The organism is Agromyces sp. H66, assembly GCF_004959775.1.
Lineage (GTDB): Bacteria > Actinomycetota > Actinomycetes > Actinomycetales > Microbacteriaceae > Agromyces.
On the sequence record NZ_SJZG01000007.1, the window covers coordinates 1 to 24,469 of the forward strand.

General features: G+C 71.8%; 26 protein-coding genes. 14 read left to right on the forward strand and 12 right to left on the reverse strand.

The genetic code is table 11. The annotated features are described in order from the left end of the window. On the reverse strand, window positions 1-264 hold a 264-nt coding region (locus tag EZM51_RS12680), incomplete at its 3' end, for a hypothetical protein (protein WP_136708638.1). A gap of 143 nt (window positions 265-407) precedes the next feature. Between EZM51_RS12680 and EZM51_RS12685 the strand changes: the two genes are divergently transcribed. The 4 genes from EZM51_RS12685 to EZM51_RS12700 all read left to right on the forward strand — a co-directional run bounded on the left by EZM51_RS12685 (window position 408) and on the right by EZM51_RS12700 (window position 5,018). After that, the gene (locus tag EZM51_RS12685) at window positions 408-1,847 is read left to right on the forward strand and encodes a GuaB1 family IMP dehydrogenase-related protein (RefSeq protein ID WP_136708639.1); all 1,440 of its coding nucleotides are present in this window, start codon (window positions 408-410) and stop codon (window positions 1,845-1,847) included. A gap of 296 nt (window positions 1,848-2,143) precedes the next feature. Then, window positions 2,144-3,472, forward strand: coding sequence for a hemolysin family protein (locus EZM51_RS12690; protein WP_136708640.1), 1,329 nt, complete (start codon window positions 2,144-2,146; stop codon window positions 3,470-3,472). Continuing rightward, entirely contained in the window at window positions 3,469-4,506 is a 1,038-nt protein-coding gene (locus EZM51_RS12695) for a hemolysin family protein (RefSeq protein ID WP_136708641.1), read from the forward strand. The genes EZM51_RS12690 and EZM51_RS12695 overlap by 4 nt, the downstream gene beginning before the upstream one ends. A 77-nt stretch (window positions 4,507-4,583) precedes the next feature. Next, the gene (locus EZM51_RS12700; RefSeq protein WP_136708642.1) at window positions 4,584-5,018 is read left to right on the forward strand and encodes a VOC family protein; all 435 of its coding nucleotides are present in this window, start codon (window positions 4,584-4,586) and stop codon (window positions 5,016-5,018) included. Window positions 5,019-5,027: 9 nt separating this feature from the next. On the opposite strand, the gene EZM51_RS12705 is transcribed toward EZM51_RS12700, so the two are convergent. Continuing rightward, complete coding sequence (locus tag EZM51_RS12705; protein ID WP_136708643.1) at window positions 5,028-5,663, reverse strand: HAD-IA family hydrolase; 636 nt, start codon at window positions 5,661-5,663, stop codon at window positions 5,028-5,030. 22 nt (window positions 5,664-5,685) lie between these two features. On the opposite strand from EZM51_RS12705, the gene EZM51_RS12710 reads away from it, so the two are divergent. Next, the gene (locus EZM51_RS12710) at window positions 5,686-6,534 is read left to right on the forward strand and encodes an ADP/ATP-dependent (S)-NAD(P)H-hydrate dehydratase (protein ID WP_136708644.1); all 849 of its coding nucleotides are present in this window, start codon (window positions 5,686-5,688) and stop codon (window positions 6,532-6,534) included. A gap of 15 nt (window positions 6,535-6,549) precedes the next feature. On the opposite strand, the gene EZM51_RS12715 is transcribed toward EZM51_RS12710, so the two are convergent. The 3 genes from EZM51_RS12715 to EZM51_RS12725 are packed head-to-tail and all read right to left on the reverse strand — an operon-like array spanning window position 6,550 to window position 9,043. After that, the gene (locus EZM51_RS12715; protein WP_136708836.1) at window positions 6,550-7,311 is read right to left on the reverse strand and encodes an amino acid ABC transporter ATP-binding protein; all 762 of its coding nucleotides are present in this window, start codon (window positions 7,309-7,311) and stop codon (window positions 6,550-6,552) included. Window positions 7,312-7,334: 23 nt separating this feature from the next. After that, window positions 7,335-8,210, reverse strand: a complete 876-nt coding sequence (locus EZM51_RS12720; RefSeq protein WP_136708645.1) for an amino acid ABC transporter permease — start codon at window positions 8,208-8,210, stop codon at window positions 7,335-7,337. Beyond that, window positions 8,207-9,043, reverse strand: a complete 837-nt coding sequence (locus tag EZM51_RS12725; protein WP_136708646.1) for a transporter substrate-binding domain-containing protein — start codon at window positions 9,041-9,043, stop codon at window positions 8,207-8,209. The genes EZM51_RS12720 and EZM51_RS12725 overlap by 4 nt, the downstream gene beginning before the upstream one ends. A 101-nt stretch (window positions 9,044-9,144) precedes the next feature. Between EZM51_RS12725 and EZM51_RS12730 the strand changes: the two genes are divergently transcribed. Together EZM51_RS12730 and EZM51_RS12735 are read left to right on the forward strand one after the other, a co-directional pair. Then, window positions 9,145-10,425, forward strand: coding sequence for a glycosyltransferase 87 family protein (locus EZM51_RS12730; protein WP_169053898.1), 1,281 nt, complete (start codon window positions 9,145-9,147; stop codon window positions 10,423-10,425). 17 nt (window positions 10,426-10,442) lie between these two features. After that, window positions 10,443-10,763, forward strand: a complete 321-nt coding sequence (locus tag EZM51_RS12735; protein WP_136708648.1) for a thiamine-binding protein — start codon at window positions 10,443-10,445, stop codon at window positions 10,761-10,763. A 246-nt stretch (window positions 10,764-11,009) separates the two neighbouring features. Here EZM51_RS12735 and EZM51_RS12740 read toward each other — a convergent pair whose 3' ends face one another. The 6 genes from EZM51_RS12740 to EZM51_RS12765 all read right to left on the reverse strand — a co-directional run bounded on the left by EZM51_RS12740 (window position 11,010) and on the right by EZM51_RS12765 (window position 18,059). Continuing rightward, window positions 11,010-11,660 (reverse strand): response regulator transcription factor, encoded by a 651-nt coding sequence (locus EZM51_RS12740; protein ID WP_136708649.1) that lies wholly within the window; start codon window positions 11,658-11,660, stop codon window positions 11,010-11,012. Continuing rightward, a complete protein-coding gene (locus EZM51_RS12745) occupies window positions 11,661-12,926 on the reverse strand; it encodes a hypothetical protein (protein WP_136708650.1) in 1,266 nt (421 codons plus the stop codon). Beyond that, window positions 12,923-14,080, reverse strand: coding sequence for an ATP-binding protein (locus EZM51_RS12750; RefSeq protein WP_136708651.1), 1,158 nt, complete (start codon window positions 14,078-14,080; stop codon window positions 12,923-12,925). Before EZM51_RS12750 ends, EZM51_RS12745 begins: the two co-directional genes overlap by 4 nt. 98 nt (window positions 14,081-14,178) lie before the next feature. Continuing rightward, window positions 14,179-15,384 (reverse strand): homoserine O-acetyltransferase, encoded by a 1,206-nt coding sequence (locus EZM51_RS12755; protein ID WP_136708652.1) that lies wholly within the window; start codon window positions 15,382-15,384, stop codon window positions 14,179-14,181. Window positions 15,385-15,494: 110 nt separating this feature from the next. Continuing rightward, window positions 15,495-16,820 (reverse strand): bifunctional o-acetylhomoserine/o-acetylserine sulfhydrylase, encoded by a 1,326-nt coding sequence (locus EZM51_RS12760; protein ID WP_136708653.1) that lies wholly within the window; start codon window positions 16,818-16,820, stop codon window positions 15,495-15,497. A 105-nt stretch (window positions 16,821-16,925) separates the two neighbouring features. Further along, window positions 16,926-18,059: an acyltransferase family protein gene (locus tag EZM51_RS12765; protein ID WP_136708654.1), complete on the reverse strand. Its 1,134-nt coding sequence runs from the start codon at window positions 18,057-18,059 to the stop codon at window positions 16,926-16,928. A gap of 71 nt (window positions 18,060-18,130) precedes the next feature. On the opposite strand from EZM51_RS12765, the gene EZM51_RS12770 reads away from it, so the two are divergent. The 6 genes from EZM51_RS12770 (at window position 18,131) to EZM51_RS12795 (ending at window position 22,256) form a co-directional block, all read left to right on the forward strand. Then, window positions 18,131-18,916, forward strand: coding sequence for an SDR family oxidoreductase (locus EZM51_RS12770; RefSeq protein ID WP_136708655.1), 786 nt, complete (start codon window positions 18,131-18,133; stop codon window positions 18,914-18,916). 1 nt (window position 18,917) lies between these two features. Continuing rightward, window positions 18,918-19,607 carry a potassium channel family protein gene (locus EZM51_RS12775; RefSeq protein WP_136708656.1) on the forward strand — a complete coding sequence of 230 codons (690 nt, stop codon included), beginning with the start codon at window positions 18,918-18,920 and terminating at the stop codon, window positions 19,605-19,607. Window positions 19,608-19,653: 46 nt separating this feature from the next. Further along, window positions 19,654-20,178: a phosphoribosyltransferase gene (locus EZM51_RS12780; protein WP_136708657.1), complete on the forward strand. Its 525-nt coding sequence runs from the start codon at window positions 19,654-19,656 to the stop codon at window positions 20,176-20,178. Then, complete coding sequence (locus EZM51_RS20845; protein WP_136708658.1) at window positions 20,175-20,894, forward strand: Type 1 glutamine amidotransferase-like domain-containing protein; 720 nt, start codon at window positions 20,175-20,177, stop codon at window positions 20,892-20,894. The genes EZM51_RS12780 and EZM51_RS20845 overlap by 4 nt, the downstream gene beginning before the upstream one ends. Before the next feature lies 1 nt (window position 20,895). Then, window positions 20,896-21,588 (forward strand): uracil-DNA glycosylase, encoded by a 693-nt coding sequence (locus EZM51_RS12790; protein WP_211195902.1) that lies wholly within the window; start codon window positions 20,896-20,898, stop codon window positions 21,586-21,588. 89 nt (window positions 21,589-21,677) lie between these two features. Beyond that, window positions 21,678-22,256: a GNAT family N-acetyltransferase gene (locus EZM51_RS12795; protein ID WP_169053900.1), complete on the forward strand. Its 579-nt coding sequence runs from the start codon at window positions 21,678-21,680 to the stop codon at window positions 22,254-22,256. Window positions 22,257-22,318: 62 nt separating this feature from the next. Here EZM51_RS12795 and EZM51_RS12800 read toward each other — a convergent pair whose 3' ends face one another. After that, window positions 22,319-22,993 (reverse strand): hypothetical protein, encoded by a 675-nt coding sequence (locus tag EZM51_RS12800; protein ID WP_136708660.1) that lies wholly within the window; start codon window positions 22,991-22,993, stop codon window positions 22,319-22,321. Window positions 22,994-23,041: 48 nt separating this feature from the next. Here EZM51_RS12800 and EZM51_RS12805 point away from each other — a divergent pair, with 48 nt between their 5' ends. Beyond that, on the forward strand, window positions 23,042-24,466 hold the full coding sequence (locus tag EZM51_RS12805) for an amidase (RefSeq protein ID WP_136708661.1): 1,425 nt from the start codon (window positions 23,042-23,044) through the stop codon (window positions 24,464-24,466). The last annotated feature ends 3 nt before the right edge of the window (window positions 24,467-24,469 follow it).

Below are 24,469 nucleotides of genomic sequence, written 5' to 3' on the forward strand. Positions count from 1 at the left end.
CGGCTGCGCGGGCGCCTCGGCGGGGGCGGCGGGGGCCGCGGGGGCGGCGGGGGCCGCGGCATCCGTCGTCTGGGGCGCCGGGGTCGCGGTGGCGGTGCCCGTGCGCACCTGGCGGTAGTGCTCGAGGACGGGCCACCAGGTCCGGTCGACGGACTCGGGATCGGCGAGGTACTTCTCGTACATCTCGTCGACGAGCCATTCATTGGCCCCGTATTCGCCCGCTGTCGTCTCCTCGGATCCCGACCCGGTCAGTTGGCTCGACACAGCCTCTCGCCCACTCTCTCCATCGCTGCTGGATTGCCTGCGGCGACCGCCACGTGCACACGCATACGGTGCCCGATCACCCACACAAGCCTAAACCCCTCCGGGAGGCCGGGCGCCCCGGTTGCGACGGTAGCGTAATGCCCATGGAGTTCTACCGGACGACCCCGCGCCACGACCTCACGTACTCCGACGTGTTCCTGGTCCCGAGTCGCTCGGGGGTCACGAGTCGGCTCGACGTCTCGCTCGCCCCCGACGACGGCTCGGGGGCGTCCATTCCGCTCGTCTCGGCGAACATGAACTCGATCACGGGTCCGAGGCTGGCGGCGACGCTGGCCAGGCGCGGCGGCCTGGGCGTGCTGCCGCAGGACCTGCACCTGCAGGACCTCGACGCGGCGATCCGCTGGGTGAAGGCCCAGTCGCCCCGGTTCGACACGCCCCACCGTTTCGGCCCCGACGACACGGCCGGCGACGCGCTCGCGGTGCTCCCGCCGGTGCCGGGGCACGGCATCGTGCTGCACGATGCGCGTGATGAGTTCGTCGGATGCATCGCCGCGGAGCGTCTGGCGACGGCCCTGCCCGACGCACGGCTCGGCGATCTCGTGCACGGCGGGCTGGCGTCGCTCGACGCCGACGACGTGGACACCCCCCGCCGCGCGTTCGACCTCATGGTCGACGCCGGCATCGACTTCGCCCCCGTCATGGAGCATGGTCGGGTGGTCGGCACCCTGAGCCGGCGGAGCGCCCTGCGCGGCACGCTGTACGAGCCGAACGTCGACGCCGGGGGCCGGTTGCGGGTCGCCGCGGCGGTCGGCATCAACGGCGATGTGGCTGCCAAGGCGCGGGCCCTCGTCGCCGCGGGCGTCGACATGCTCGTGATCGACACGGCGCACGGCCACCAGGAGGGCATGATCCGCGCGGTCGGCATCGTCCGCGACCTCGGCCTCGGCGTGCCGATCGTCGCCGGCAACATCGTGACCGCCGACGCCGTCGCCGATCTCGTCGAGGCGGGCGCCGACGTGCTCAAGGTGGGCGTCGGGCCGGGCGCGATGTGCACCACGCGCATGATGACCGCGGTCGGGCGGCCCCAGTTCTCCGCCGTGCTCGAGACCGCCGACGCGGCGCGCGAGCTCGGCGCCAAGGTGTGGGCGGACGGCGGCGTGCGGTACCCGCGCGACGTCGCGCTCGCGCTCGCCGCCGGCGCGGCATCCGTCATGATCGGCTCGTGGTTCGCCGGCACCATCGAGGCACCGGGCACACTCCGGCGCGACGCATCCGGCCGCCTCTTCAAGGAGAGCTGGGGCATGGCGTCGACGAAGGCGGTGCGCGAACGCTTCGACCGGCTCTCGCCGTACGAGCTCGCGCGCAAGGAGCTGTTCGCCGAGGGGATCTCGTCGTCGTCGATCTACCTCGACCCGCTGCGACCCTCGCTCGAGGACCTGCTCGACATGATCACGTCGGGCGTGCGCAGCGCATTCACGTATGCGGGTGCGCGCTCGATCGAGGAGTTCCGCGAGCGCGCGCTGGTCGGCGTGCAGTCGGCTGCAGGCTACGAGGAGGGCAAGGCGCTGCCGGTCAGCTGGTAGGGCTGTGGATGCCTCGGGGCCGACTCGTCTTCAGCGACTCGCCACTCCGGAGTGTGTGTTCTCCGTCGCTCGTGTCCGTTCGGCCTCATGTGAGGCGGATTCGACGCGAGCGAGCGAGACGACCCGAACGGACGCCGGGGCTCGCCGCCGTGGCGACCACCGCACGTGTGACCACCGCGTTACGGCTCAGTCATCGCGCCGCCGCCGAAGATATACTTGGCGGACAATGGACGATCCTCCCTCTGCGAAAACGCCCGGCCATAGACCCTCGCCCGTGACCGATCGGGGAGGTGCGGATGTCTGAGTGGGTTCTCCTCGGCATCGGACTCCTCCTCACGATCGGCACGGGCTTGTTCGTTGCGAGCGAGTTCGCGCTCGTCAACCTCGATCGCGCCGACCTCGAGGCGCGCAGAGCCCGCGGTGAGACGCGGCTGGGCCTCACGATCTCGGCGCTGAAGATCACGTCGACGCACCTGTCGAGCGCACAGCTCGGCATCACGCTCACGACGCTCCTGACCGGCTACACGATGGAGCCCGCCATCAGCTCCCTCCTCGCCGGGCCGCTCACCGCGATCGGCCTGCCCGAGGCCGCGCTGCGGCCGGTGGGCGCCACGACCGCCATCGTCATCGCCACGCTGCTGTCGATGGTGCTCGGGGAGCTCGTGCCCAAGAACTTCGCGCTCGCGCTCCCGATCGCCACGGCGAAGCTCGTGATGCCGTTCCAGTCCGCGTTCACCTGGGTGTTCCGCCCGGCGATCTCCGTACTGAACGGCAGCGCGAACGGGATGCTCCGCGCCATCGGCATCGAGCCGAAGGAGGAGCTGTCGGGCGCGAGGTCTGCCGAGGAGCTCTCGTCGCTCGTCCGCCGCTCCGCCAGCGCGGGCCTGCTCGAGCAGGACACCGCGACCCTCCTCGGGCGCACGCTCCGATTCGCCGACCACGACGCCTCCGACGTCATGACGCCGCGCCCCGCGATCGCGGCGGTGCAGCGCCTGGAGCCGGCGGAGGCCGTGCTCGAGCTCGCGCGCCAGACGGGCTATTCGCGCTTCCCCGTCTACGACGAGAACCTCGACGACGTCGTGGGGCTCGTGCACGTCAAGCAGGCCGTCGCGGTGCCCCGCGAGCGGCGGGCGGATGTCCCGGCCTCGGCCCTGCAGTCGGAGGCGCTGCGGGTGCCCGAGACCATGAAGCTCGGGGCGCTGCTCGGCGAACTCCGCGGACGCGGGTTCCAGATGGCGGTCGTCGTCGACGAGTACGGCGGCACCGCGGGCGTCGCCACCCTCGAGGACCTCGTCGAGGAGCTCGTCGGCGAGGTCGCCGACGAGCACGATCGCACCCGGGCGGGCATCGTGCGCCGTGGCGACGTCGTGAGCTTCCCCGGCATCCTCCGGCCCGACGAACTGGTCGACCGCACCGGCATCCGCGTCCCCGAGAACGGCGACTACGAGACCGTCGGCGGATTCGTGATGGCCGAGCTCGGGCGCCTCCCGATGCTCGACGACGAGGTTCCGATCGACGAGGGGACCCTCGTCGTGCAGCGCCTCGACGGGCGACGCATCGACCGGATCCGCTTCGTGCCGACGCCGAGACCGACGCACTCCGAACTCGAGGAGGGGACGCGATGAGCGACTGGCTCGGCATCATGTGGCTGTTCGTGCTGCTCATCGCGAACGCCTTCTTCGTCGGCGCCGAGTTCGCCGTCATCTCCGCGCGCCGCTCGCAGATCGAGCCGCTCGCCGAAGCCGGGAGCCGGCGGGCGAAGACCGCGCTCTGGGCCATGGAGCACGCGACGCTCATGCTCGCGATGAGCCAGCTCGGCATCACGGTGTGTTCGCTGCTCATCCTGAACGTCTCGGAGCCGGCCATCCACCACCTGCTCGAGGTGCCGCTTGGGCTCACCGGCTGGTCGGAGGGCGTCGTGTCGACCGTGGCGTTCGTCATCGCGCTGCTGCTCGTGTCGTACCTGCACGTGGTGTTCGGCGAGATGGTGCCGAAGAACCTCTCCTTCTCGGTGCCCGACCGGGCCGTGCTGATCCTCGCACCGCCGCTCGTGTTCCTCGCGCGCCTCTCGCGCCCGATCATCGTCGCGCTCAACGCCACGGCGAACGGCGTGCTGCGGCTGTTCCGCGTCGAACCGAAGAGCGAGGCGACCTCGACGTTCACGCTCGAGGAGGTGCAGACGATCGTCGACCAGTCGCGTCGCGAGGGCGTGCTCGAGGACGCCAGCGGCACGCTCACGGCCGCCTTCGAGTTCACGACCAAGCAGGTGAAGGATGTCGCGATTCCGATGTCCGCGCTCGTGAGCCTGCCGCCGACCGCGACGCCGGGCGACGTCGAGCGGGCGGTCGCACGGCGCGGCTTCTCGCGCTACGTCATCCGTGGCGTCGACGACGAGCCCGACGGCTACGTGCACCTCAAAGACGTCATCGACCTCGACGACGACGAGTTCGACGATCCCATTCCCGCGAAGCGGGTGCGCCGGCTCGTCTCGATCTACGACGGCACCGACCTCGAGGATGCGCTCGCGACCATGCGCCGGCTCGGCACGCACGTCGCGAGGACGTTCGACAAGGTCGGCACCACGACCGGCGTGATCTTCCTCGAGGACATCATCGAAGAGCTCGTCGGCGAGGTCCAGGACGCCACCCGGCGCGGTTGACCGGTCGACCGGAATACGGTGCGGCTTCCCTCGGGTCGGCGTAGACTCGCGCCGACCCGAGGATTTGAGGAAACATCATGTTCGAGAAACTCATGGCGACCGCCGTCCTCCCTGCATCGGACCTCGCCCGGGCCCGCGGCTGGTGGCACGACGTGCTCGGCCGCGACCCCGTGTACGAGGACATGGAAGGCGAAGGCCTGTTCTACGACATCGGCGGAACCGTCGTGATGATCTACCGGAGCGACTACGCCGGAACGGCGCAGAACACGGCGCTCAACCTCATGACCGACGACCTCGACCGTGACATGACCGCATTGCGCACGCACGGGGTCATGTTCCATGACTACGACATGCCGGGACTGAAGACCGTCGACGGCGTCGCCGAGGTCGGCGAGGAGCGCACCGCGTGGTTCAGCGACAGCGAGGGCAACATCATCGCCATCAGCCGAGTATCGCCGCAGATGAGGGAGATGGCGGCCAAGCTGCGCGGTTCCGCGGCCGGCATGGCCTGACCGGCGCGCTCAGGCGCTGAGCGTCCGAAGCCACGACTCGAGGGTCGCGGCATCGGCGAACACGTGCCCGGCGCCGCCGACGGCCTCCGCACCCGCGACGTTCTCGGACTTGTTGTCGATGAATACGAACTCGTCGGGCGCGATGCCGAGTTCGCGCATGACGTGCTCGTAGATCGCCGCGTGCGGTTTCACCAGTCCGAGCTCGCCGCTCACGAAGACCCGCTCGAAGAGCGGCGCGAACGAACCGAACCGCAGCCACCCCGTGAAGTCGGCGCCGGCGTTCGAGAGCAGCGCGATGCGCGTTCCGCCCGCGACGAGCGCGTGCAGCACCCCGAGCGTGCCCGGATCCACGCTCAGCCAGCTGCGGTGGTCGATCGACCACAGCTCGTGCACGTCGATCGGACTCCAGTCCGCGCCGACGTCATGACCGACCCGCGCCCAGTACTCGGCGATCGACACGGTGCCTTGGTCCAGTCCCTCGCGATGCGCCCAGTACGCCGACCAGAACGGCTCGGCGGGTGCGCCCGCGCGCGCCAGGAGCGCGGCGCGGTCGTCGTCGGTCGGTTCGCGGGAGATCACCTCGCCGTAGTCGAACACCACGACACGCGGTGAGAGGCTGATCGGGGCGAGGACATCGCGGGGCATCCACCCAAACTATCGTTGGAGCATGACGACGGCCTGGCAGGAGTGGACCGCGGGCGGCGCGGCGGAGTGGATCGCGGCACCGACGGCGGGTGACGACAAGTACACCCGCGGCGTGCTGGGCGTCCTCACCGGCTCGTCGGAGTATCCCGGTGCCGCCGTGCTCGGCGTCGAGGCCGCGCACCGGGCGGGCGTCGGCATGGTGCGCTACATCGGCCCGCGTGCCCTGCGCCAGGCCGTGCTGGCACGGCGTCCCGAGACCGTGACCGTCGCCGGCCGCGTGCAGGCATGGCTCATCGGCTCGGGCATCGACCCCGGCCGCCGCTCCTTCGTGCTCATCGGCGACCTCGAGCACGCGCTCGCCGAACGGGTGCCCGTCGTGCTCGATGCGGGCGCCCTCGACCTGGTCGGCACCCACACGGCCCCCACCGTGATCACCCCGCACGCCCGCGAACTCGCGAAGCTGCTCACGATCCGCGAGATCCCCGCGACGGTCGACGAGGTGCGTGGCGACCCGAGCGGCTGGGCCGAGCGTGCGGCGCGGGAACTCGGTGTGGTCGTGCTGCTCAAGGGCGCCGTGACCCACGTGTGCGATCCCGACGGCAATCGCCGCACCGTGACGGCGCCCACGCACTGGCTCGCCACGGCCGGATCGGGCGACGTGCTCGGTGGCATCCTCGGCTCGCTCGCGGCCACCCACCACGCCGAGCTCGCGACGGACGCCGAGGTGCTCACGGCGCTCGCCGCGACCGCGGCCTGGGTGCAGGGCGAGGCCGCCCGGCGCGCCAGCGCGGCCGCGGGCGGGGGACCGGTCACCGCCCTCGACATCGCCGCCGCCGTGCCCACGGTGGTGGGCGCCCTCATCGAGCGCTGACCTCATCGCCGGTGCTCACCCGCGCGGCAGGAACCGCGCGAGGAACTCGCGCGTCCGCTCCTCGCGGGGCGCACTGAAGAACTCCGCCGCGGGCGCCTCCTCGATGATGCGACCCTCGTCGAGGAACACCACCCGGTCGGCCACATCACGTGCGAACGCCATCTCGTGCGTGGCCATCACGATGGTCGTGCCCGAATCGGCGAGCGAGCGCACGAGTTCCAGGACCTCGCCCACGAGTTCGGGGTCGAGGGCGCTGGTCACCTCGTCGAGCAGCAGCAGTTCCGGCGTCGTGGCGATGGCGCGCACGATCGCGACGCGCTGCTGCTGCCCGCCCGAGAGTCGGTCGGGATAGGCGCGTGCGTGCTCGGCGAGGCCGATCGAGTCGAGCAGCTCGAGCGCGCGGCGTTCGGCGGCGGCACGGGGCATCCGGTGCACGAGGCGTGCGGCGAGCGTGACGTTGTCGAGCACGCTGAGGTGCGGGAACAGGTTGTAGTGCTGGAACACCACGCCGATGCGCGCCCGCACGCGGTCGGCGTCGACGCGCGGGTCGCTCACGTCCTCGCCGGCGAGGAGGATCACGCCGTCGTCGATCGACTCGGTGAGGTTGACCGCGCGCAGCAGCGTCGACTTGCCCGAGCCGCTCGCGCCGACGAGGGCGACCACCTCGTGCGCGGCCACGTCGAGGTCGACGCCGCGCAGCACCTGGCGGTCGCCGAAGGCCCGACGGATGCCCCGGAGTCGCAGCACCGGCGTGGAACCCGGCGCCGCGGCATCCACTCGCTCCGTCCCCCCCACCGCGCTCACACGAGGCTCCCGGCCTGCTCACGCGCCCGCGTGCGCGCGGACACCCAGTCGGTGAGCCGGATGGTCGGCCACGCGAGGAGCACGAACAGGAGCCCGGCCACCACGTACGGCGTGTAGTTGAAGAAGTGCGCGGTCTCGATCTGCGCCGCCTTCACGGCGTCGACCGCGCCGAGCACCGAGATGAGGCCCACGTCCTTCTGCATGGCGACGAAGTCGTTCATGAGCGCGGGGGTCACCCGCCGCACGGCCTGGGGCAGCACCACCCGCCGCATCGTCTGCGCGTGGCTCAGTCCGAGCGAGCGTGCCGCGAGTCGCTGCGACGGATGCACCGCCTCGATGCCGGCCCGGAACACCTCGGCGACGTAGGCCGAGTAGGTGAGGATGAGCGCGATCGTGCCCCAGAACGCCGCGGGCATGCGCTCGAAGAAGTCGAGGCCCGGGATGCCGAAGCCCACGAGGTAGAGCACGATGATGAGCGGGATGCCCCGGAACAGGTCGGTGTAGGCGGCCGACAGGGCGCGAAGGGGGAAGAACACCGGCCCGCGCAGCGTGCGCAGCGTGGCCAGGACGAGCGCGACCACGAGCACGCCCATGCTCGCGAACACGAGCACCTGGACGTTGAGCCAGAGCCCCTGCAAGATGCGGGGGAGTGAGGCGAGTGCGACCTCGGGATCGAAGAACGTCTCCTGCACGCGCGCCCAGCCCGGGGAGCCGACGACGGCGAATCCGAGGGCCACCGCGAGCACGACAGTGGAGATCGCGCTGACGCCGATCGAACGCCGAGTCTGCCGACGTCGGAACGCCCGCCGGCCGAGCTCGAGTTCGCTCGGCCGCCAGGCGGCGTCGCCCGTGGATGCCGCGGCATCCGTCATTCGAGGACGGGCGCCGCGTCGTCGGCGCCGAGCCACTCGGCGGCGAGCTCGTCGAGGGTGCCGTCGGCGCGGAGCGCGTCGACTGCGGCGGTGACCTTGGCCGTGAGCGGCGAATCCTTCTCGAGCACGAGTCCGAACTGGTCCCCGCCGCTCGTGGCGGGGAGCTGGCCGAGGATCTCGCCGCCCTCGAGCTCGACGGCCGTGAGGTAGAACGCCGTCGGCAGGTCGACGACGATGGCGTCGACCTGGCCGGACTCCAGCGCGAGCTTGGCGTCGTCGTTCGTGTTGAACACCTGCGCCCCCGCGGTGGGCGCGATCGCCGACTCGATGGCGTCGAAGCTCGTCGTGCCCGTCTGCGCGCCGATCAGGAGGTCCTTCAGGTCGGCGATCGACGTCGCGTCGGCCGCGGGGGAGTCCTCCACCGTGATGACGACCTGCGTGGTCTCGTAGTACGGCGACGAGAAGTCCACCGCCTCGGCGCGCTCGGGCGTGATCGAGAACTGCTGGAGGTTGAAGTCGAAGTCCTTCGGCCCGGGCGCGATCGCCTGGTCGAACGTGGTGCGCACCCACTCGACGTCGTCCTTCGCGAAGCCGAGCTGCTCGGCGACCGCGTAGGCCACGGCCGCCTCGAAGCCCTGGCCGGACTCGGGCGCGTCGTCCTGCACCCACGGGTAGTACGCGGGTTCGCCGGTGCCGATCGTGAGCTTGCCCGGCGTCACGTAATCGCCGGCATCCTCGGACGAGCCGCCGGCCGTCTCCGACGCCGCGCAGCCGGCGAGCAGGAGCGCGGCGGATGCCAGGACGGCGAGGGTGGCGAACGGACGTCGGGTCATGGGGGCCTCCGGGTTGCGTGCTGGGGATTCCAGCATGGCGCACTCGGGCGTCCCGCGGTGGGAGCGTTGGCGGATTGTGACGCTGGATTATGCTCGTCGTCATGACGGCGGGGCGCGTGCGCGAGGCATCCGCGTCCGGTACCCGGCCACGCACCCGGTGGCGGCGCCTCCTCGGCGGCCGGCTCGCCCTCTGGGCGGCGTTCGCGCTCGTGCACGCCGCGCTCGTCCAGCTGAACCTCTGGGCGCCGGGCTGGCCGCTCGGCGACGTCGAGGGCGTCTACCGGGTCTGGGCGACGAACGCCGCCGACGGCTACGTTCGCATGGGCATCGACGTGCCGTGGGTGTACCCGATCCTCGCCTTCGCGCCCATGACGGCGGCGCTCGCGTTCGGCCCCGACTGGTACTCCCAGACCTGGCTCGGGATCGTCGTGCTCCTCGACGCCGTGGCGTTCGCGATCCTCCTCGGCCGGCGACGACTCTCGCGGACCCGTCGGCTCGCGGCGTGGTGGTGGGTGGGCTTCCTCGCGCTGCTCGGTCCGATCGCGCTCGGTCGCATCGACGCGATCACCGTGCCGATCGCGATGGCCGGCCTGCTGTGGGCGGCCGGTCGTCCGCGCGTCGCCGCGGTGCTCCTCACGATCGGCGCGTGGGTGAAGGTCTGGCCCGCCGCCCTGCTCGGGGCGCTCGTCGTCGCGTCGCGCCGGCGCGGCGAGGTGGCGACGGTCGCCGTCGCGCTCAGCGCCGGCATCGTCGGCGCCAGCCTGATCGCCGGCTCGGGCCTGAACGCCCTCGGGTTCGTCGCCGAACAGGCCGGGCGCGGGCTCCAGATCGAGGCGCCGCTCGCGCTCGCGTGGCTGTGGCAGATCGCGGCCGGGGTCGACGGGGTCGGGATCGTCTACGACCGCGAGATCCTCACGTTCCAGATCGAGGGCCCGGGTGCGGATGTCGCGGCCGCCCTCACGACGCCCGTCATGGCGGCCGGCGTGGTCGCCGTGCTGCTCCTCGGCGTGCGTGCCGCGCGGCGGGGCGCCGGGTTCGGGCGCCTCCTGCCGCCGCTCGCGCTCGCGTTCGTCCTCGTGCTGATGCTCGCCAACAAGGTGGGCTCGCCGCAGTTCGTCACCTGGCTGGCCGCGCCCGTCGTCCTCGGCCTCGTGCTGCGTCCGCGGCGATTCGCGGTGCCGGCCCTGCTCGCCGCGGGCATCGCGCTCGTGACCCAGCTGATCTACCCGTACTGGTACGAGCGGCTCCTCATGGCACACCCCGTGCTCGTGCTGGCGCTCACCGTCAAGGTCCTGCTGCTCGTCGTGCTCCTCGCGTGGTGCGTGCGAGCCGTGTGGCAGGCTGGAGACATCCGGGTCCCGCGTCGCCCTGCCGGCGCCTGAACCCACGAGGAGGAATCATGCTCGTCGCATTCTCGGTCGCGCCCAGCGGCACCGGTCGCGCGGACGGATCCGTGCACGACGCGGTCGCCGCAGCGGTGCGGATCGTCCGCGAATCGGGACTCCCGAACCGGACGACGTCGATGTTCACCGAGGTCGAAGGCGAATGGGACGAGGTCTTCGACGTCGTCCGTCGTGCGACCGACGCCGTCGGCGAGTACGGATCACGGGTGTCGCTCGTGCTGAAGGCGGACATCCGCCCGGGCTGGTCCGGCGAGCTCGACGCGAAGATCGAGCGGCTCGAGACGGCGATCGGCGGGGCCGACGAGGGCGCCGCGTAAGGACGCGCGAGCTCGGCGCGCGCCGGCGACCGCACTGGTCGCGCCCGGCGCGCGGCGCTGACCGCACTGATCGCGCACGGCGCGCGCCGGCCGACGGCAGGTCCTCTACGGCGGATATACGATCCGGCGCGCCGCTTGCGGCGCCCGATCCGCCGCGAGGCGGATCGTATATCCGCTGAAACGGACGTGAAGCGGAGAGCGGAGAGCGGAGAGCGCGGAGGGGCGGCCGAGGGGAGGGGCCGCCGCTCAGTCGGACTGCAGCAGGATCCCGTCGAGGATGGCGCGCTTGCGGAGCGCCACCTTGGTGCCCACGTCGAAGCCCGCCGCACGGTACTTCTCGCGGATGCGCTTCAGGTAGCTCTTCGCCGTCTCCTCCGAGATGCCGAGCTGGAAGGCGACGGCCTTGACGGGCTGCCCGGCCCCGTAGAGCGCCATCACGCGGCGCTCCTGGGCCGAGAGCTTGGGCACGGCGCCGTCGTCGGCGAGGGCGTCCTCGAGTTCGGGAGTCAGGTACGACTCGCCGACGCGTGCGGCGCGGATCGCCTCGATGATGTTCTCCACGGGCTCCGACTTGACGAGGTAGCCGAGCGCTCCCGCCCCGAGCGCCTCGCGCACGACCGCGGGCTCGGAGTACGTGCTCATCAGCATCGTCTGCACGCCCGCGCTCTTCAGCATCGACAGCTTCAGCGAGATCGGGATGTTGTCGCGCAGGTCGAGGTCGAGGAGCACGACGTCGACGGGGAACTCGGGGTGCGCGAGCAGCTCCGACCACGACGCCACGGCCGCGACGAGGTCGATGTCGGATGCCGCGGCGCGCAGCCACTCCGAGAGCGCCCCCAACAGCATGCGGTGGTCGTCGACGATCGCAAGGCGGATGGGCGAACCGTTCTCAGCCATTCAGCTTCCCCTCGATCTGGCGGCCGCTCGGGCCGACGGGCTGCCTGCAGCGGCGTTCGGGTCGACCCTGCAGGCGATGTCGACACGGAAACCTTCGGCCCCCGGCACGACCTCGTGGACTCCGACACTACCGATAGCGTCCCATGCGGACGGGTCGACGCGTCGCCGTGGGACTCCGGAGACCTCGATCGACATGGCGAAGCCATCGGGTTCGACCTCGCCGTGATCGGCGATCCGGCGGCACCGCACCACCGCCGACATCGGCTGCGCCGACTTCTTCGGATGGTCGGCGGTGAGCACCCAGAGCGCGAGCAGGAGGCCGTCGCGCTGCGATTGCGACAGCAGGCCGGCGCACCCGTTCGGGTCGTCGACGCTGACACGATCGCTGAGGTAGGCCGACTCGGTGACGGCGTGGCGAAGCCAGGTGTCGGTTCGCCCCTCGATGAGGCGCACGCGCAGCCGGGCCGCGAGGGAGCCGGCGCGTTCCGCGGCGTCGGGAGGCAGCGGGATCGCGATGCGCCCCGATCCGACGTCGTCGAGCAGGGTCTCGGCGTCGAAGTCCAGTTGGGCGAGTTCCTCGGAGGCGCGCATCCCGACGGCCGTCCGCGAGGTGGCCACGGTGCTCTGCACGAGCGAGAGGTCCAGCTCCCGCCCGACCAGGCGCCGGAATCCGTCGATCGCGAGCGTGACGAGGAGCACCGGGAAGACGGCGGATGCCGCGACTGCGACGCCCGCGACCACGCCGGTTCCCGCCCTGTCCACCTGCACGAGCGACTGGATCGCGATCGCCGACGCGATGGCCCCAGCCACGACGAGCGGGATGCGCGTGCCGCGCACCGCGGCGACCGGCATCAGCACGGCACCCGCCGCCGCCGCGGCCGTCGTCGTCACGCCGTGGTGCAGCAGGCCCGCCGATGCCGTCAGGTCCAGCGCGACCGGTACGACCAGGGCTGCCAGGAGCAGCAGGTAGAACCAGTCGGGCATGCTGCGCGACACGATCCGCGACAGGGCGCCGATGCCGACGACGAGCGCCAGCGCGATCCACGCGGGCCATGGGCCGGGGCCGGACAGGAGGAAGTACGGGGCGAGCACGATGGCGTGCACGAGGTGCGCGAGCGCCACGAACGCCGCCGCGATCGTGATGCCGGTGGCGAGTCGTCGCCCGCCGTGGCTCTCGCGCACGTCGCCCGCTGCCCGCGCCGACCGAGCGGGTCGCCGGAACGCGCGCGGTCGCGTTCGGAGATCGTCGATGCGTACGTCGCTCATGGCTTCGGCACCTCGAGCATGACGGTCGTGCCGGAACCGGGCGACGAGAAGACGCGGGCGCGTCCGCCCACCGTGTGCAGTCGGCCGACCACGGACTCGGCGTAGCCGAGCCGCGCGCCGTCGACGGCCTCGGGTTCGAATCCGCGACCGGTGTCGGTGACCATGGCGCGCACGGTGCGGTCATCGTCGGTGACGGTCACGTCGGCCTCGTTCACGCCCGCGTGGCGCCGGACGTTCTCGAGGCACTCGCCGAGCGCCCCGATCAGGGCGTCGAGCGTCTCTCGGGGCAGGGCGAGCTGGCCGGCGCCGTGCCAGTTCACATCGAGGCCCATGCGCGCGAATCGCTGCCTGACCGCCTCGAACGTCGTGCCGAGCTCGTCGTCGGGCGAGTCGGGGGAGAAGAGCGCGGTGGAGCCCGAGTCGAGCGGCGCCCCGAGGCGAAGCTGCCGGAGGAGCCGCGCATCGTCGCCGGCCTGCTGCCGAAGGGCGCTCGGTCCCACGCCGACGCCGGAGTGCGCGAGCAGCGACAGGGTGGCGAGCACCGTGTCGTGCAGCACGCGGGCGTCCTGTCGTTGCTGCGCCTCGAGTTCGCTCGCGAGCCGCTCGGCCTCATGCGCCCGGCCCACCTCCTCGATGCGCTCGGACGCGTCGGCGATGGCGCGGTCGATCCACGCTCCGAGCGTCATGCACACCGCCCAGCCGGCGACGGTCACCACGGCGACCGCGCGCAGGTCATGCCCCCGGGCCGAGACGATCCACACCGAGATGAGGACGGCCGCCAGCAGGCCGGCGACGAGAATGGGTCCCCGCGGCCGCACGATGAGCGACATCGCCACCGACGCCGACGTGACGCCGCCGGTGATCGCCATCGACGTGACGGTCGCCGGGTCGAGCACCGAGGCGGTGCCGAGTGCGACGACGAGCACGATCGCGCCGGCGACCGCGCCGAGGGCCGGCAGCAGGAGTCCGCGCGCGGAATGGACACCGACGAGCGCCACGATCGCGACGCTGGTGAGCGCCGCGACGATGAACTCCACGGGGGTGGCCGAGCCGGGAACCAGGAGGCACACGAAGGCGCTCGTGGCACCGACGAATCCCGTGACGCGGGCGAGGCGTCGCAGCAGCCGGTCGCGTTCCTTGTGGATGCGCTTCACTCCACCCCCTCAGCAGGGTCTCACACCCCGGCACGCGAGTGCCGTCATCTCGAACTGTAGTCGAGAAAACCCCCGTTTCGCGTCGGCGACGTGTCGGCTCAGGCGGCGAGCAGGGTGCGAAGGGCCTCGCCGACGGCCGCATGCTCGATGAGGAACGCGTCGTGGCCGTACTCGGAGTGCAGCATCACCGGGTCGGGGCCGTGTGCGCTGCGACCCAGCGCCGCGGCGATCTCGACCTGCCCGTCGAGGGGGAAGTAGCGGTCGCTGTCGATGCCGAGCACGAGGCTTGCGGCGGTGACCCTCGCGAGGGCGGACGCCACGCCGCCGCGCCCGCGGCCCACGTCGTGCGAGTTCATGGCCTGCGTCAGCACGACGTAGCTGTTGGCATCGAAGCGGCGGGTGAACTTGTTGCCGTGAAAGTCGAGGTAGGACTCGACGGCGAACCGGCCGCCGCCGCCGAGAGGATCGAGGCCGGACTGCCAGCTGCGTTCGAACCGGGAGTTGAGCTCGGCCGCGGTGCGGTAGTTGAGCATCGCCATGCGCCGGGCGAGCGCGAGCCCGCGGGTCGGGCCCTCGCCATCGGGCGCGTCGTAGTAGTCGCCGCCGCGGAATGCCGGGTCGGCGCGGACGGCCTCGATCTGCACCGAGTTGAGCGCGACCTGGTCGGCCGTCGCCGCAGCGGGGGCCGCGAGCACCGCGATGCGCTCGACCGCGTCGGGCGCCATGATCGCCCACTCGAGCACGTGCATGGCGCCCATCGAGCCGCCGACCACGGCGGCGAAGCGACTGATGCCGAGCCGCTCGGCGAACGCGAGCTGTGCACTCACCTGGTCGCGGATGGTGAGGAACGGCAATCGTGCGCCCCACTCCGATCCGTCGGGGGCGAGCGACGCCGGCCCGGTGGATCCCTGACATCCGCCGAGCACGTTCGGGGCGACCACGAAGTACCGGTCGGTGTCGATCGGCAGCCCGGGACCGACGACGCCCGGCCACCACCCGGCGCTCGGATGTCCCGGTCCCGCCGGTCCGATGACGTGGCTGTCACCCGTGAGCGCGTGCAGCACGAGGATGGCGTTGTCGGCTCGGGGCGAGAGCGTTCCCCACTGCTCGTAGGCGATGCGCACTCCCGGGAGGGTCTCGCCGGACTCGAGGGGCAGGTCGCCGATGGTCACGAAGCGACGGTCGCCGACCGGGTCGCCCTCGCGCCACGCCCCGGTCGCCGGCGCGCGACCGGCCATGGTGAGTGCGCGCGCCTCCGAGACGATGCGTGCCGGCATCGCGTCGGCCGTCGTCTGCCAGTCCATGTTCCGATTCTCCCCGACCGCCGGCTCCGGGTGGGCGATTGTTACACGTTCCACGGCGAAGACGACGGATGCCGCGAGCCCGTGGGCCCGCGGCATCCGTCGTCTCGTGGTCAGACCCGGGCGGCGTCCGTGGCGGCGCGTGCCGCGGCCAGGCCGGCCTCGAGGTCGGCCTTCAGGTCGTCGATGTTCTCGATGCCCACCGAGAGGCGCACGAGGCCCGGCGTCACGCCGGTGGTGAGCTGCTGCTCGGGCGTGAGCTGCGAGTGCGTCGTCGACGCCGGGTGGATGACGAGCGAGCGCACGTCGCCGATGTTCGCGAGGTGGCTGAACAGCTGCAGGTTGTCGACGAGGGCACGGCCCGCGTCGACGCCGCCCTTGAGCTCGAACGACAGCACCGCGCCGACGCCCTTCGGAGCGTAGGTGTTGGCGGCGGCGTACCAGGGGCTCGACGGCAGGCCCGAGTAGTTCACGCTCGCGACGTCGGGGTGGTCGTCGAGCCACTCCGCGATCTCCTGGGCGTTCTGCACGTGGCGTTCGATGCGCAGCGAGAGCGTCTCGATGCCCTGGATGAGCAGCCACGCGCTCTGCGGCGAGATCGCCGAGCCGAGGTCGCGGAGCAACTGCACGCGCGCCTTGATGATGTAGGCGAGGCCGTCGCCGACCGCGGCCGTGTAGCTGGCGCCGTGGTACGAGGGGTCGGGTTCGGTGAGGCCGGGGAACTTCTCGACGTTCTTCGACCACTCGAACGTGCCGCCGTCGACGATGACGCCGCCGATGACCGTGCCGTGGCCGCCGAGGAACTTCGTCGCCGAGTGGATCACGATGTCGGCGCCGTGCTCGAAGGGACGGATCAGGTACGGGGTGGCGATCGTGTTGTCGACGATGAGCGGGATGCCCGCCTCGTGCGCGACGTCGGAGACGAGCCGGATGTCGAGCACGTTGATCTTCGGGTTGCCGATGGTCTCGGCGAAGAACAGCTTCGTGTTCGGGCGCACCGCCCGGCGCCACTCGTCGGCGTCGTCCTGGTTCTCGACGAAGGTGGTCTCGATGCCGAGCTTCGCGAGCGTGTACTTGAAGAGGTTGTACGTGCCGCCGTAGATCGACGAGGAGGAGACGATGTGGTCGCCCGCCTGCGCGATGTTCAGGACCGCGAAGGTCTCGGCCGCCTGGCCGGATGCCACGAGCAGGGCCCCGGTGCCCCCCTCGAGCGCGGCGAGGCGCTCCTCGACGACCGCCTGGGTGGGGTTTTGGATGCGCGTGTAGATGTTGCCGAACTCCGCGAGCGCGAACAGGTTCTGCGCGTGCTCGGCGCTGTCGAACACGTAGGACGTGGTCTGGTAGATCGGCGTGGCGCGGGCGTTGGTCACCGGGTCGGGTGCGGCGCCGGCGTGCACCTGCTTGGTCTCGAAGCGCCAGTCGGCGGCGTTCTCGCTCATGGAGGTCTCCTTCTCAGGGGCAGGATCCCCCGCCCGGGTCGCGAGCCACGTTACGTCTGCTCCGATGGCCGGGCAACGACGGCCGACACACGGCGTAACCGCGGGTCACTCGCCCGATCGCGAATCCCCGGACGGTGGCGGAGGCAGCGCGTCGGGGGGCAGCACGATGGTGCCCGTGGCGGTCGCCGGATCGGGTCGCAGGAGCCACCTGGCGCGCGGTTCGACGAGCGGGCGGAAGACCCGCCGCACGGGTCTCAGCGACAGCACCACGGAGATGCCGATGCAGAACAGGATCATGGCCGGGAGCACCCAGAACGGCTGGTCGCCGGCGAGCAGGCCCGTCTCGCGGAACGGGAAGAGCACGAACGTGTGCAGGAGGTAGATGTACATGGTCGCGGTGCCGAACGGCGTGAACCATGTCGCGCCCCGCGGCATGAGCACGAGGAAGCCCACCGCGAGCACCATGGCGGACAGGAGCAGGGTGAGGCGGATGGCGCCGGACCACGGCTCGTCGTAGCCGATCGCGACGTACGCCTCGTCGTAGAGCATGAAACGGCGCAGCTTCAGGTCGCGCCACGTCTCGATCGCGATGGGCATGACCACGAGCACGGCCGCGAAGAGGGCGATCGCGCCGGCGCGCCAGCGCCAGGCGACGGACGCGGGCAGGTCGAGCCAGCGGGCCGTGAGCTGCCACTGCCGGAGCTTCCAGCCGAACACGAAGAAGGGGAGCATGCCGAACGTCCGCGTCAACGCGAGCGTCGAGTCGATCGCCTCGGTGTAGCCCGCACCGATGGAGACGACGATCGCGATGATGAGCGGATAGCGCAGCAGCACGAGGAAGGGCAGCACGATGCGCCAGACGGCGAGCGCGATGAGGAACCACAGGGTCCACGAGGCCGAGGTGTAGTCGAGATCGAACGCGCCGCCGAGCATCCAGCGGATGACCGTCCAGATCGTCTCGAAGATGAAGAAGGGGAAGACGATGTCGGTCAGGATCTGGCGCATCGCGCGAGCGTTCGGCGGCCCGGATTTCGCGAAGTACCCGCTCACCGTCACGAACACCGCGACGTGGAAGGAGTAGATGAAGAGGTACACGCTGTAGGCGACGTCATCCTCCGCGATGAGCGGCAGGATGCCGTGGCCGACCACCACGAGCGTGATCGCGAGCCACCTCGCGTTGTCCCACATCGGCACGCGGCGCCGCTTCAGCGGGGCTGTCGCGTTCGGCCTCGTGTGCATCGTCCCATTCAAACATCCGGGATCGAGCCGCGCCGGGGGTTGCGCGGCCTCGGAGACGGCAGAATGGGCGCATGAGTGAGCTTCGGGCGGTCGTGACAGGTGCGAGTTCGGGAATCGGCGCAGCCACGGTGCGCGCGTTCCGCGCGGCGGGATGGGATGTCGTCGGCGTCGCCCGCCGCGAGGATCGGCTGCGGGCGCTCGCCGAGGAGACCGGGGCATCCGTGTTCGTGGCCGACGTCACGAGGCAGGCGGACGTCGACGCGCTCGTCGCCCACCTCGACGAGACCGGACCCGTGCACGCGCTCGTCAACAACGCCGGCGGCGCGAAGGGACTCGACTCGGTCGAGGCGTCGTCGATCGACGACTGGGCATGGATGCTCGAGGTGAACGTGCTCGCCCTGAAGCGCGTGACGAGCGCACTTCTGCCGCTCCTGCGCCGCGGGGCGACGGGCCGGGGCGTCGCGGACATCGTGAACATCACGTCCATCGCCGGCCACGTCGCGTACGTCGGCGGCGGCGGGTACAACGCGGCGAAGTTCGCGGCCCACGCCCTCACCGAGGTGCTCCGGCTCGAACTCAACGGCGAGCCGCTGCGAGTCATCGAGGTCGCACCCGGCATGGTGAAGACCGAGGAATTCTCGCTCGTCCGCTTCGGCGGCGACCGGGCGCGGGCCGACGCGGTGTACGAGCAGGTGCCCGAGCCGCTGGTCGCCGACGACATCGCGGCGGTCATCGTCGACGCCGTGCTGAAGCCGCGGCACGTCGACCTCGACCTCATCGTGGTGAAGCCGGTCGCGCAGTCGGCCCCGCACCTCGTGGCGAAGGGCGAGCTCCGGGTGCGCGGAGACGTGGGCTGACGTGGACGAGGCGACCGGGCCGCAGCGCCGTACGCACTGGGAGCAGCGCACGGCGACGCTCCTCGTCGTGCTCGGCGGCGTGTTCATCGTCGCGTACTCCGTCGTGGTGCTCTGGCCCGACGCCCCGCCCGCGGTGCGAGCGTTGCTCATCGTGCTCCTCGGGATGGTGTGGGTGGTCTTCATCGCCGAGGTCGTCGCACGCATCGTGCTGACCCCCCGCGGGCAGCGCTGGGCGTTCGTGTTGCGGCATCCGGTGGACGTGCTCTCGGCCGTGCTGCCGCTGTTCCGGGCGCTGCGGGTGGTGTCGATGCTCGGCGAGGTGCCCTACCTCAAGCGCCGGAGCGGCACGGCCGTGCGCACCAGGATCGTCGTGTTCGCGTTGAGCTACGCACTCATGTTCGTGTACTTCATCGCACTCGCGACCCTCGCCGCCGAGCGCGACGCGCCCGGGGCGACGATCACGAGCTTCGGCTCCGCCGTGTGGTGGGCCGTCGTCACGATCGCGACCGTCGGCTACGGCGACACGTACCCGATCACCGTGCCGGGCCGCATCTACGCGGTCATGCTCATGGTCGGCGGGGTGGCCATCGTCGGCACGGCGTCGGCGACGATCATCTCGCTCATCAACGAGCGCATCGGGCAGGTGCGACAGCGGCACGACGACGAGCCGCCGGCGGACGGCCGGGTGTGAGCCGGATGTCGCGTCCGGCCGGTCGCGTGCCCGTTAACCTGTGGGGATGACCTTCGATGCGAACGACGCTGCCACGGGCGTCGATGGAATCCGCCGCGAGATCCTCACCTGGGACGAGTTCGGCGACGCGGCGCGAGCGCTCGCCGGCGACGTACTCCGATCGGGCTTCCGGCCCGACGTCGTGATCGCGATCGCCAGGGGCGGCCTACTGCTCGCGGGGGCCATCTCGTACGCCCTCGGCACCAAGGCCTGCGGCTCGATCAACGTCGAGTTCTACACGGGCATCGACGAGCGCCTTCCCGAGCCCGTGCTGCATCCGCCCATGCTGGACGCGCCCGCGCTCGGCGGCAGGCGCGTGCTCCTCGTCGACGACGTGTCGGACTCAGGCCGGACCCTCGCCAAGGTCGTCGCGATCATCCGCGACGAAGGCGCCGAGGTGCGCACCGCGACCCTCTACACGAAGTCGCACACGGTGCTCGCACCCGACGACGACTACCGGCGCACCGACGACTGGATCGTCTTCCCGTGGTCGGCGTTGCCGCCCGTCGAGCTGGCGGAGGGCGCCGCGTGAGCGTGCATCTCGTCGGCGGCGGCTGGCAGGACGAGCCCGACGGCGCCGCCTACGCGGCGTTCGTCGCCGAGGCCGCGGCACGAGCCGCGGCTTCCGGCCGGGACGTGCCGCGCATCGCGGTCGTCGCGGTGGGCGACGGCGACGCGGCGGAGCACGCGGAGCAGCTCGTGCGCGCCGCATCCGTGGCGGGCGAGTTCGAGCCGCACGTGACGGCGATGGGGCGCGACGGCGAGATCCCGGCGACGGCGTTCGCCGACGTCGACGGCATCCTGGTGGGCGGCGGCCTCACGCCCGTGTATCGCGACCTGATCGAGCCGCACTTCGGCGAGCTGCGCCGGCAGGTCGCGGCGGGGGTGCCCTACGCCGGGTACTCGGCCGGCGCGGCGATCGCCGCCGAGCGCGCGCTCGTCGGCGGCTGGCGGATCGGCGGTGTCCCCGTCTCGCCCGAGCACGCGTCGGAGGGCCTCGACGAGATCACCGTCGCGCACGGCATCGGGCTCGTGGACGTGTCGGTCGATGCGCACGTGGCGCAGTGGGGCACGCTCTCGCGGCTCGTCGCCGCCGTCGAGGCCGGACTCGTCGAGGGCGGACTCGGGATCGACGAGTCGACCGCGCTCGTCGTCGGCGAGGGCGGACTCCGCGTCGCGGGCCATGGCAGCGTCTGGCGCGTGCTGCCCGCCGAGTCGGGGGTCCTCGTCAGCACGATGGGCGCCTGACGTGGCGAAGACCCTCGACGAGCTCGCCGCCGACGGCCTGATCGACCAGGGCTGGGCGCGCGCCCTCGCTCCCGCCGCGGCGGGCATCGCCGCACTCGGCGACTTCCTCCGCGCCGAGACGGCGGCCGGCCGCGGCTACCTGCCGAGCGGCGACCGCGTGCTGCGGGCGTTCGGCGCGCCGATCGATCACGTCCGGGTGCTCATCGTCGGCCAGGACCCGTACCCGACGCCGGGGCATCCGATCGGTCTGTCCTTCGCCGTCGATCCGCAGGTGCGTCCGGTGCCGCGGAGCCTCCAGAACATCTACCGCGAACTCGCCGACGACCTCGGCATCGCCCCACCTGCGCACGGCGACCTCACGCACTGGAGCCGCAACGGGGTCATGCTGCTGAACCGGGTGCTCACGGTGCAGCCGGGCCGGCCGGCGTCGCACCGCGGGCGCGGCTGGGAGGAGGTGACCGATCACGCCATCCGCACCCTCGTGGCGCGTCGGTCGCCGCTCGTCGCGATCCTCTGGGGTCGTGACGCCCAGGGCCTCAAGCCGCTGCTGGGCGACACGCCGGTCATCGAGTCCGCGCACCCGAGTCCGCTCTCGGCCAGTCGCGGCTTCTTCGGATCGCGGCCGTTCAGCCGGGCGAACGCCCTGCTCGAGGCGCAGGGCGGCGAACCGGTCGACTGGCGCCTGCCCGCCTGACCGCGACGCCGAGCTGGTCGACCCGATCGAGCCGGGGCACGATCGGCCCGCGACATCCGGCTGCAACATCCGCGGAGTAATCTGGCGTGATGCTCGAGGAGGAATACCAGGAGCGGCGAGTGCTGCCCCGTCACCTGCGCAAGCCCGAGCCGGCCGAGGCGCCGTTCGAGTACTCGATCCGCGATGCGCAGCTCCCTGACATGCCCGCCGTGCGCGAGATCTACAACTACTACGTCGCGAACTCCACGGTCACCTTCGACGAGGACGCGATGACCCTGCGCGAGTGGAAGGCGAAGTTCACCTACCTCCAGAAGCTCGGCATGCCGTTCCTCGTGGCCGAGTCGCCGTCGGGGCAACTCCTCGGGTATGCGCTCGTGTCGCCGTGGAAGCAGAAGCGGGCGTACCGGTACACGGTCGAGAACTCCATCTACCTCGGGCCGGCGTCCGCGGGCAAGGGGCTCGGCCGGGCGCTGCTCGCCGAGCTCATCGACCGATCGAAGGCCGCGGGCCTGAAGGAGATCATCGCCGTGATCGCCGACCAGGGCGCCGAGGCGTCGATCGCGCTGCACGAGAAGTTCGGGTTCGAGGAGATCGGCCGCATGGGCCGCGTCGGCTACAAGTTCGACCGGTGGCTCGGCACCGTGCTGCTGCAGAAGTCGCTCAAGTAGCGAAACGGATGCCGCAGGCCGATCCGCGACGAACGGCCGGCGCCCGACGTACCCGCGCCGGGTCAGAACACCACCTGCAGCTCCAGTTCGGCGGCGATGAGCGCGGTCACCGTGGAGGCGAGGCCCGTGGCCAGGAGCAGTCCGGGGTGCGCGAGGCCGATGACGACCCGTCGGAGCCCGGGACGGTCGGCGAGCAGGTGCGCGGGCACGTCGCTGGTCTCGGGCGCCTCGCGCCAGCCGCGCAGTCGGCCGAGGAACCACGCGCAGCGCACGATGAGGGCCCCCCACAGCACGGCCGCGACCAGGGGAGTCAGTGCCGCCATCAGGTCGAACCCGATGCTCGCGACCTCCTCCTCGTCACCACGGGCCGCGAGCTGGATCGAGGTGGAGATCGCGGCGCCGAGCACGACCGACGCCGACCAGGCCATGAACGCGAACACGAGCGTGACGTAGCGCACGAAGAAGTGCCCGAACACCGTGGACCGGTCGTGGAGGTGATCGCGCGGGGTGACGCTCAGCACGAGGATCGCGGCGGCGAGGCTCGGCGCCACGAGCACGATCACGAGCACCGACCAGACCGGCGTCGGCCAGTCGAGGATGCCGGCGATCACGATGAGTGCGGCGAACGCCGCCGCCCAGACGGCTCCCCAGACGAGCGGATGCGCCACGAGCGACGCCACGGAGGACGCCCCGATCGATGCCCGGGTCGCCGATCCTCCGCTGCCGCCAGCACGCATGCCCTCACCCTAGCGATCGCAGGGGTCGCACGACCGTAGGCTCGGAGGATGACCGAGCTGCACGAGTACACGGCCCTCGAGCTCCACCAGCTGCTGCAGCGCAGCGAGGTGTCGCCCGTCGAGGCGGCCAGCCACTACCTCGATCGCATCGAACGGATCGATGGCGCGATCGGCGCCTTCGCCGAGGTGACCCGCGAGGCCGCGCTCGAACGGGCGCGGTTCGTGGCGGAGCACGTGCCCACCGCCGCCCCGCTGTGGGGCATGCCCCTCGCCGACAAGGACCTGCACCGGCGCGCGGGGGTGCCGACCCGGTTGGGCTCGCGTGCATTCACCGACTTCGTCCCCGACGAATCCGACGAGCTCGTGCGCGCGGTCGACGACGCCGGCGCGGTGAGCCTCGGCAAGAGCGCGACGCCCGAGTTCGGGCTGCCGTCGTACACCGAGGGCCTCGCCGGGCCGCCGACCCGCAACCCGTGGGACCCGTCGCTCGGCGCGGGCGGCTCGAGCGGGGGAGCGGCCGCGGCCGTGGCATCCGGGATGCTGCCGTTCGCGCCCGGCTCCGACGGCGGCGGGTCGATCCGCATCCCGGCGGCCGCCTGCGGCCTCGTCGGCGTCAAGCCGTCGCGCGGTCGGGTGCCGGCGGGCCCAGGGATCGCGAGCCTCGCCGGACTCGGCGTCGCGGGGCCGATCGCGCGCAACGTGGCCGATGCCGCCCTGCTCATCGACGGGCTCATCGCACCGACCGGGTACCCCGCCGCGCATCGGTTCGCGGTGCGTGCGCCCGGCGACGACGGCCCGTACCTCGGGGCGGCGATCCGCGGCGAGGGCCGCTTCCAGCTCGGCGTCATGACCGACACGCCGTGGGACGACGCCTACGAGATCACCATCGCGCCCGAGGCGCACGCCGCGCTCGAACAGGGGATCGCGGCGTTCGACGCGCTCGGCCACGGCATCGAGGCGATCGCGCCGGCGCCCGAGCCGGGATATCCCGCCGCCTTCCGCACCATCTGGCAGGCCGGTGCGGCGACGATCGACGTCGACGGCGAGGCGGAGGCGCTGCTCGAGCCGCTCACGCGATGGCTCATGCGGCGTGGGCGGTCGCTGCCGGCTCAGCAGCTCGCCGAGGCGCTCGCGTGGCTCGCAGGCTTCGAGGAGCGCGTCATCCGCCGGTTCGCGCCTTTCGACGCGGTGCTGACGCCCGCCCTCGCGCTCACGCCGCCGCCGGTCGGCTGGTACGACCAGGAGGACGGCGAGCGCAACTTCGCCCAGCAGGTGCAGGTGACGCCGTTCACGTCATTCGTCAACGTGGCGGGCCTGCCGGCCATTACGGTGCCCGTCGACGAGACGGCGGGCGGCGTGCCCATGGGCGTGCAGCTCATCGGTCGGCCCGGCGGCGAGGCCACGCTGTTCGCCCTCGCGGCGCAGCTGGAGCGTCGCGTGCGACGTGGGCACCGGCATCCGCCGATCTGGTGAGAT

Bases quoted from the DNA above. Each gene is read 5' to 3' on its own strand.
- EZM51_RS12685 (WP_136708639.1), top strand. From the start codon at position 408: ATGGAGTTCTACCGGACGACCCCGCGCCACGACCTCACGTACTCCGAC.
- EZM51_RS12690 (WP_136708640.1), top strand. From the start codon at position 2,144: ATGTCTGAGTGGGTTCTCCTCGGCATCGGACTCCTCCTCACGATCGGC.
- EZM51_RS12695 (WP_136708641.1), top strand. From the start codon at position 3,469: ATGAGCGACTGGCTCGGCATCATGTGGCTGTTCGTGCTGCTCATCGCG.
- EZM51_RS12700 (WP_136708642.1), top strand. From the start codon at position 4,584: ATGTTCGAGAAACTCATGGCGACCGCCGTCCTCCCTGCATCGGACCTC.
- EZM51_RS12705 (WP_136708643.1), bottom strand. From the start codon at position 5,663: ATGCCCCGCGATGTCCTCGCCCCGATCAGCCTCTCACCGCGTGTCGTG.
- EZM51_RS12710 (WP_136708644.1), top strand. From the start codon at position 5,686: ATGACGACGGCCTGGCAGGAGTGGACCGCGGGCGGCGCGGCGGAGTGG.
- EZM51_RS12720 (WP_136708645.1), bottom strand. From the start codon at position 8,210: ATGACGGATGCCGCGGCATCCACGGGCGACGCCGCCTGGCGGCCGAGC.
- EZM51_RS12725 (WP_136708646.1), bottom strand. From the start codon at position 9,043: ATGACCCGACGTCCGTTCGCCACCCTCGCCGTCCTGGCATCCGCCGCG.
- EZM51_RS12730 (WP_169053898.1), top strand. From the start codon at position 9,145: ATGACGGCGGGGCGCGTGCGCGAGGCATCCGCGTCCGGTACCCGGCCA.
- EZM51_RS12735 (WP_136708648.1), top strand. From the start codon at position 10,443: ATGCTCGTCGCATTCTCGGTCGCGCCCAGCGGCACCGGTCGCGCGGAC.
- EZM51_RS12740 (WP_136708649.1), bottom strand. From the start codon at position 11,660: ATGGCTGAGAACGGTTCGCCCATCCGCCTTGCGATCGTCGACGACCAC.
- EZM51_RS12745 (WP_136708650.1), bottom strand. From the start codon at position 12,926: ATGAGCGACGTACGCATCGACGATCTCCGAACGCGACCGCGCGCGTTC.
- EZM51_RS12755 (WP_136708652.1), bottom strand. From the start codon at position 15,384: ATGGACTGGCAGACGACGGCCGACGCGATGCCGGCACGCATCGTCTCG.
- EZM51_RS12760 (WP_136708653.1), bottom strand. From the start codon at position 16,820: ATGAGCGAGAACGCCGCCGACTGGCGCTTCGAGACCAAGCAGGTGCAC.
- EZM51_RS12765 (WP_136708654.1), bottom strand. From the start codon at position 18,059: ATGCACACGAGGCCGAACGCGACAGCCCCGCTGAAGCGGCGCCGCGTG.
- EZM51_RS12770 (WP_136708655.1), top strand. From the start codon at position 18,131: ATGAGTGAGCTTCGGGCGGTCGTGACAGGTGCGAGTTCGGGAATCGGC.
- EZM51_RS12780 (WP_136708657.1), top strand. From the start codon at position 19,654: ATGACCTTCGATGCGAACGACGCTGCCACGGGCGTCGATGGAATCCGC.
- EZM51_RS12795 (WP_169053900.1), top strand. From the start codon at position 21,678: ATGCTCGAGGAGGAATACCAGGAGCGGCGAGTGCTGCCCCGTCACCTG.
- EZM51_RS12800 (WP_136708660.1), bottom strand. From the start codon at position 22,993: ATGCGTGCTGGCGGCAGCGGAGGATCGGCGACCCGGGCATCGATCGGG.
- EZM51_RS12805 (WP_136708661.1), top strand. From the start codon at position 23,042: ATGACCGAGCTGCACGAGTACACGGCCCTCGAGCTCCACCAGCTGCTG.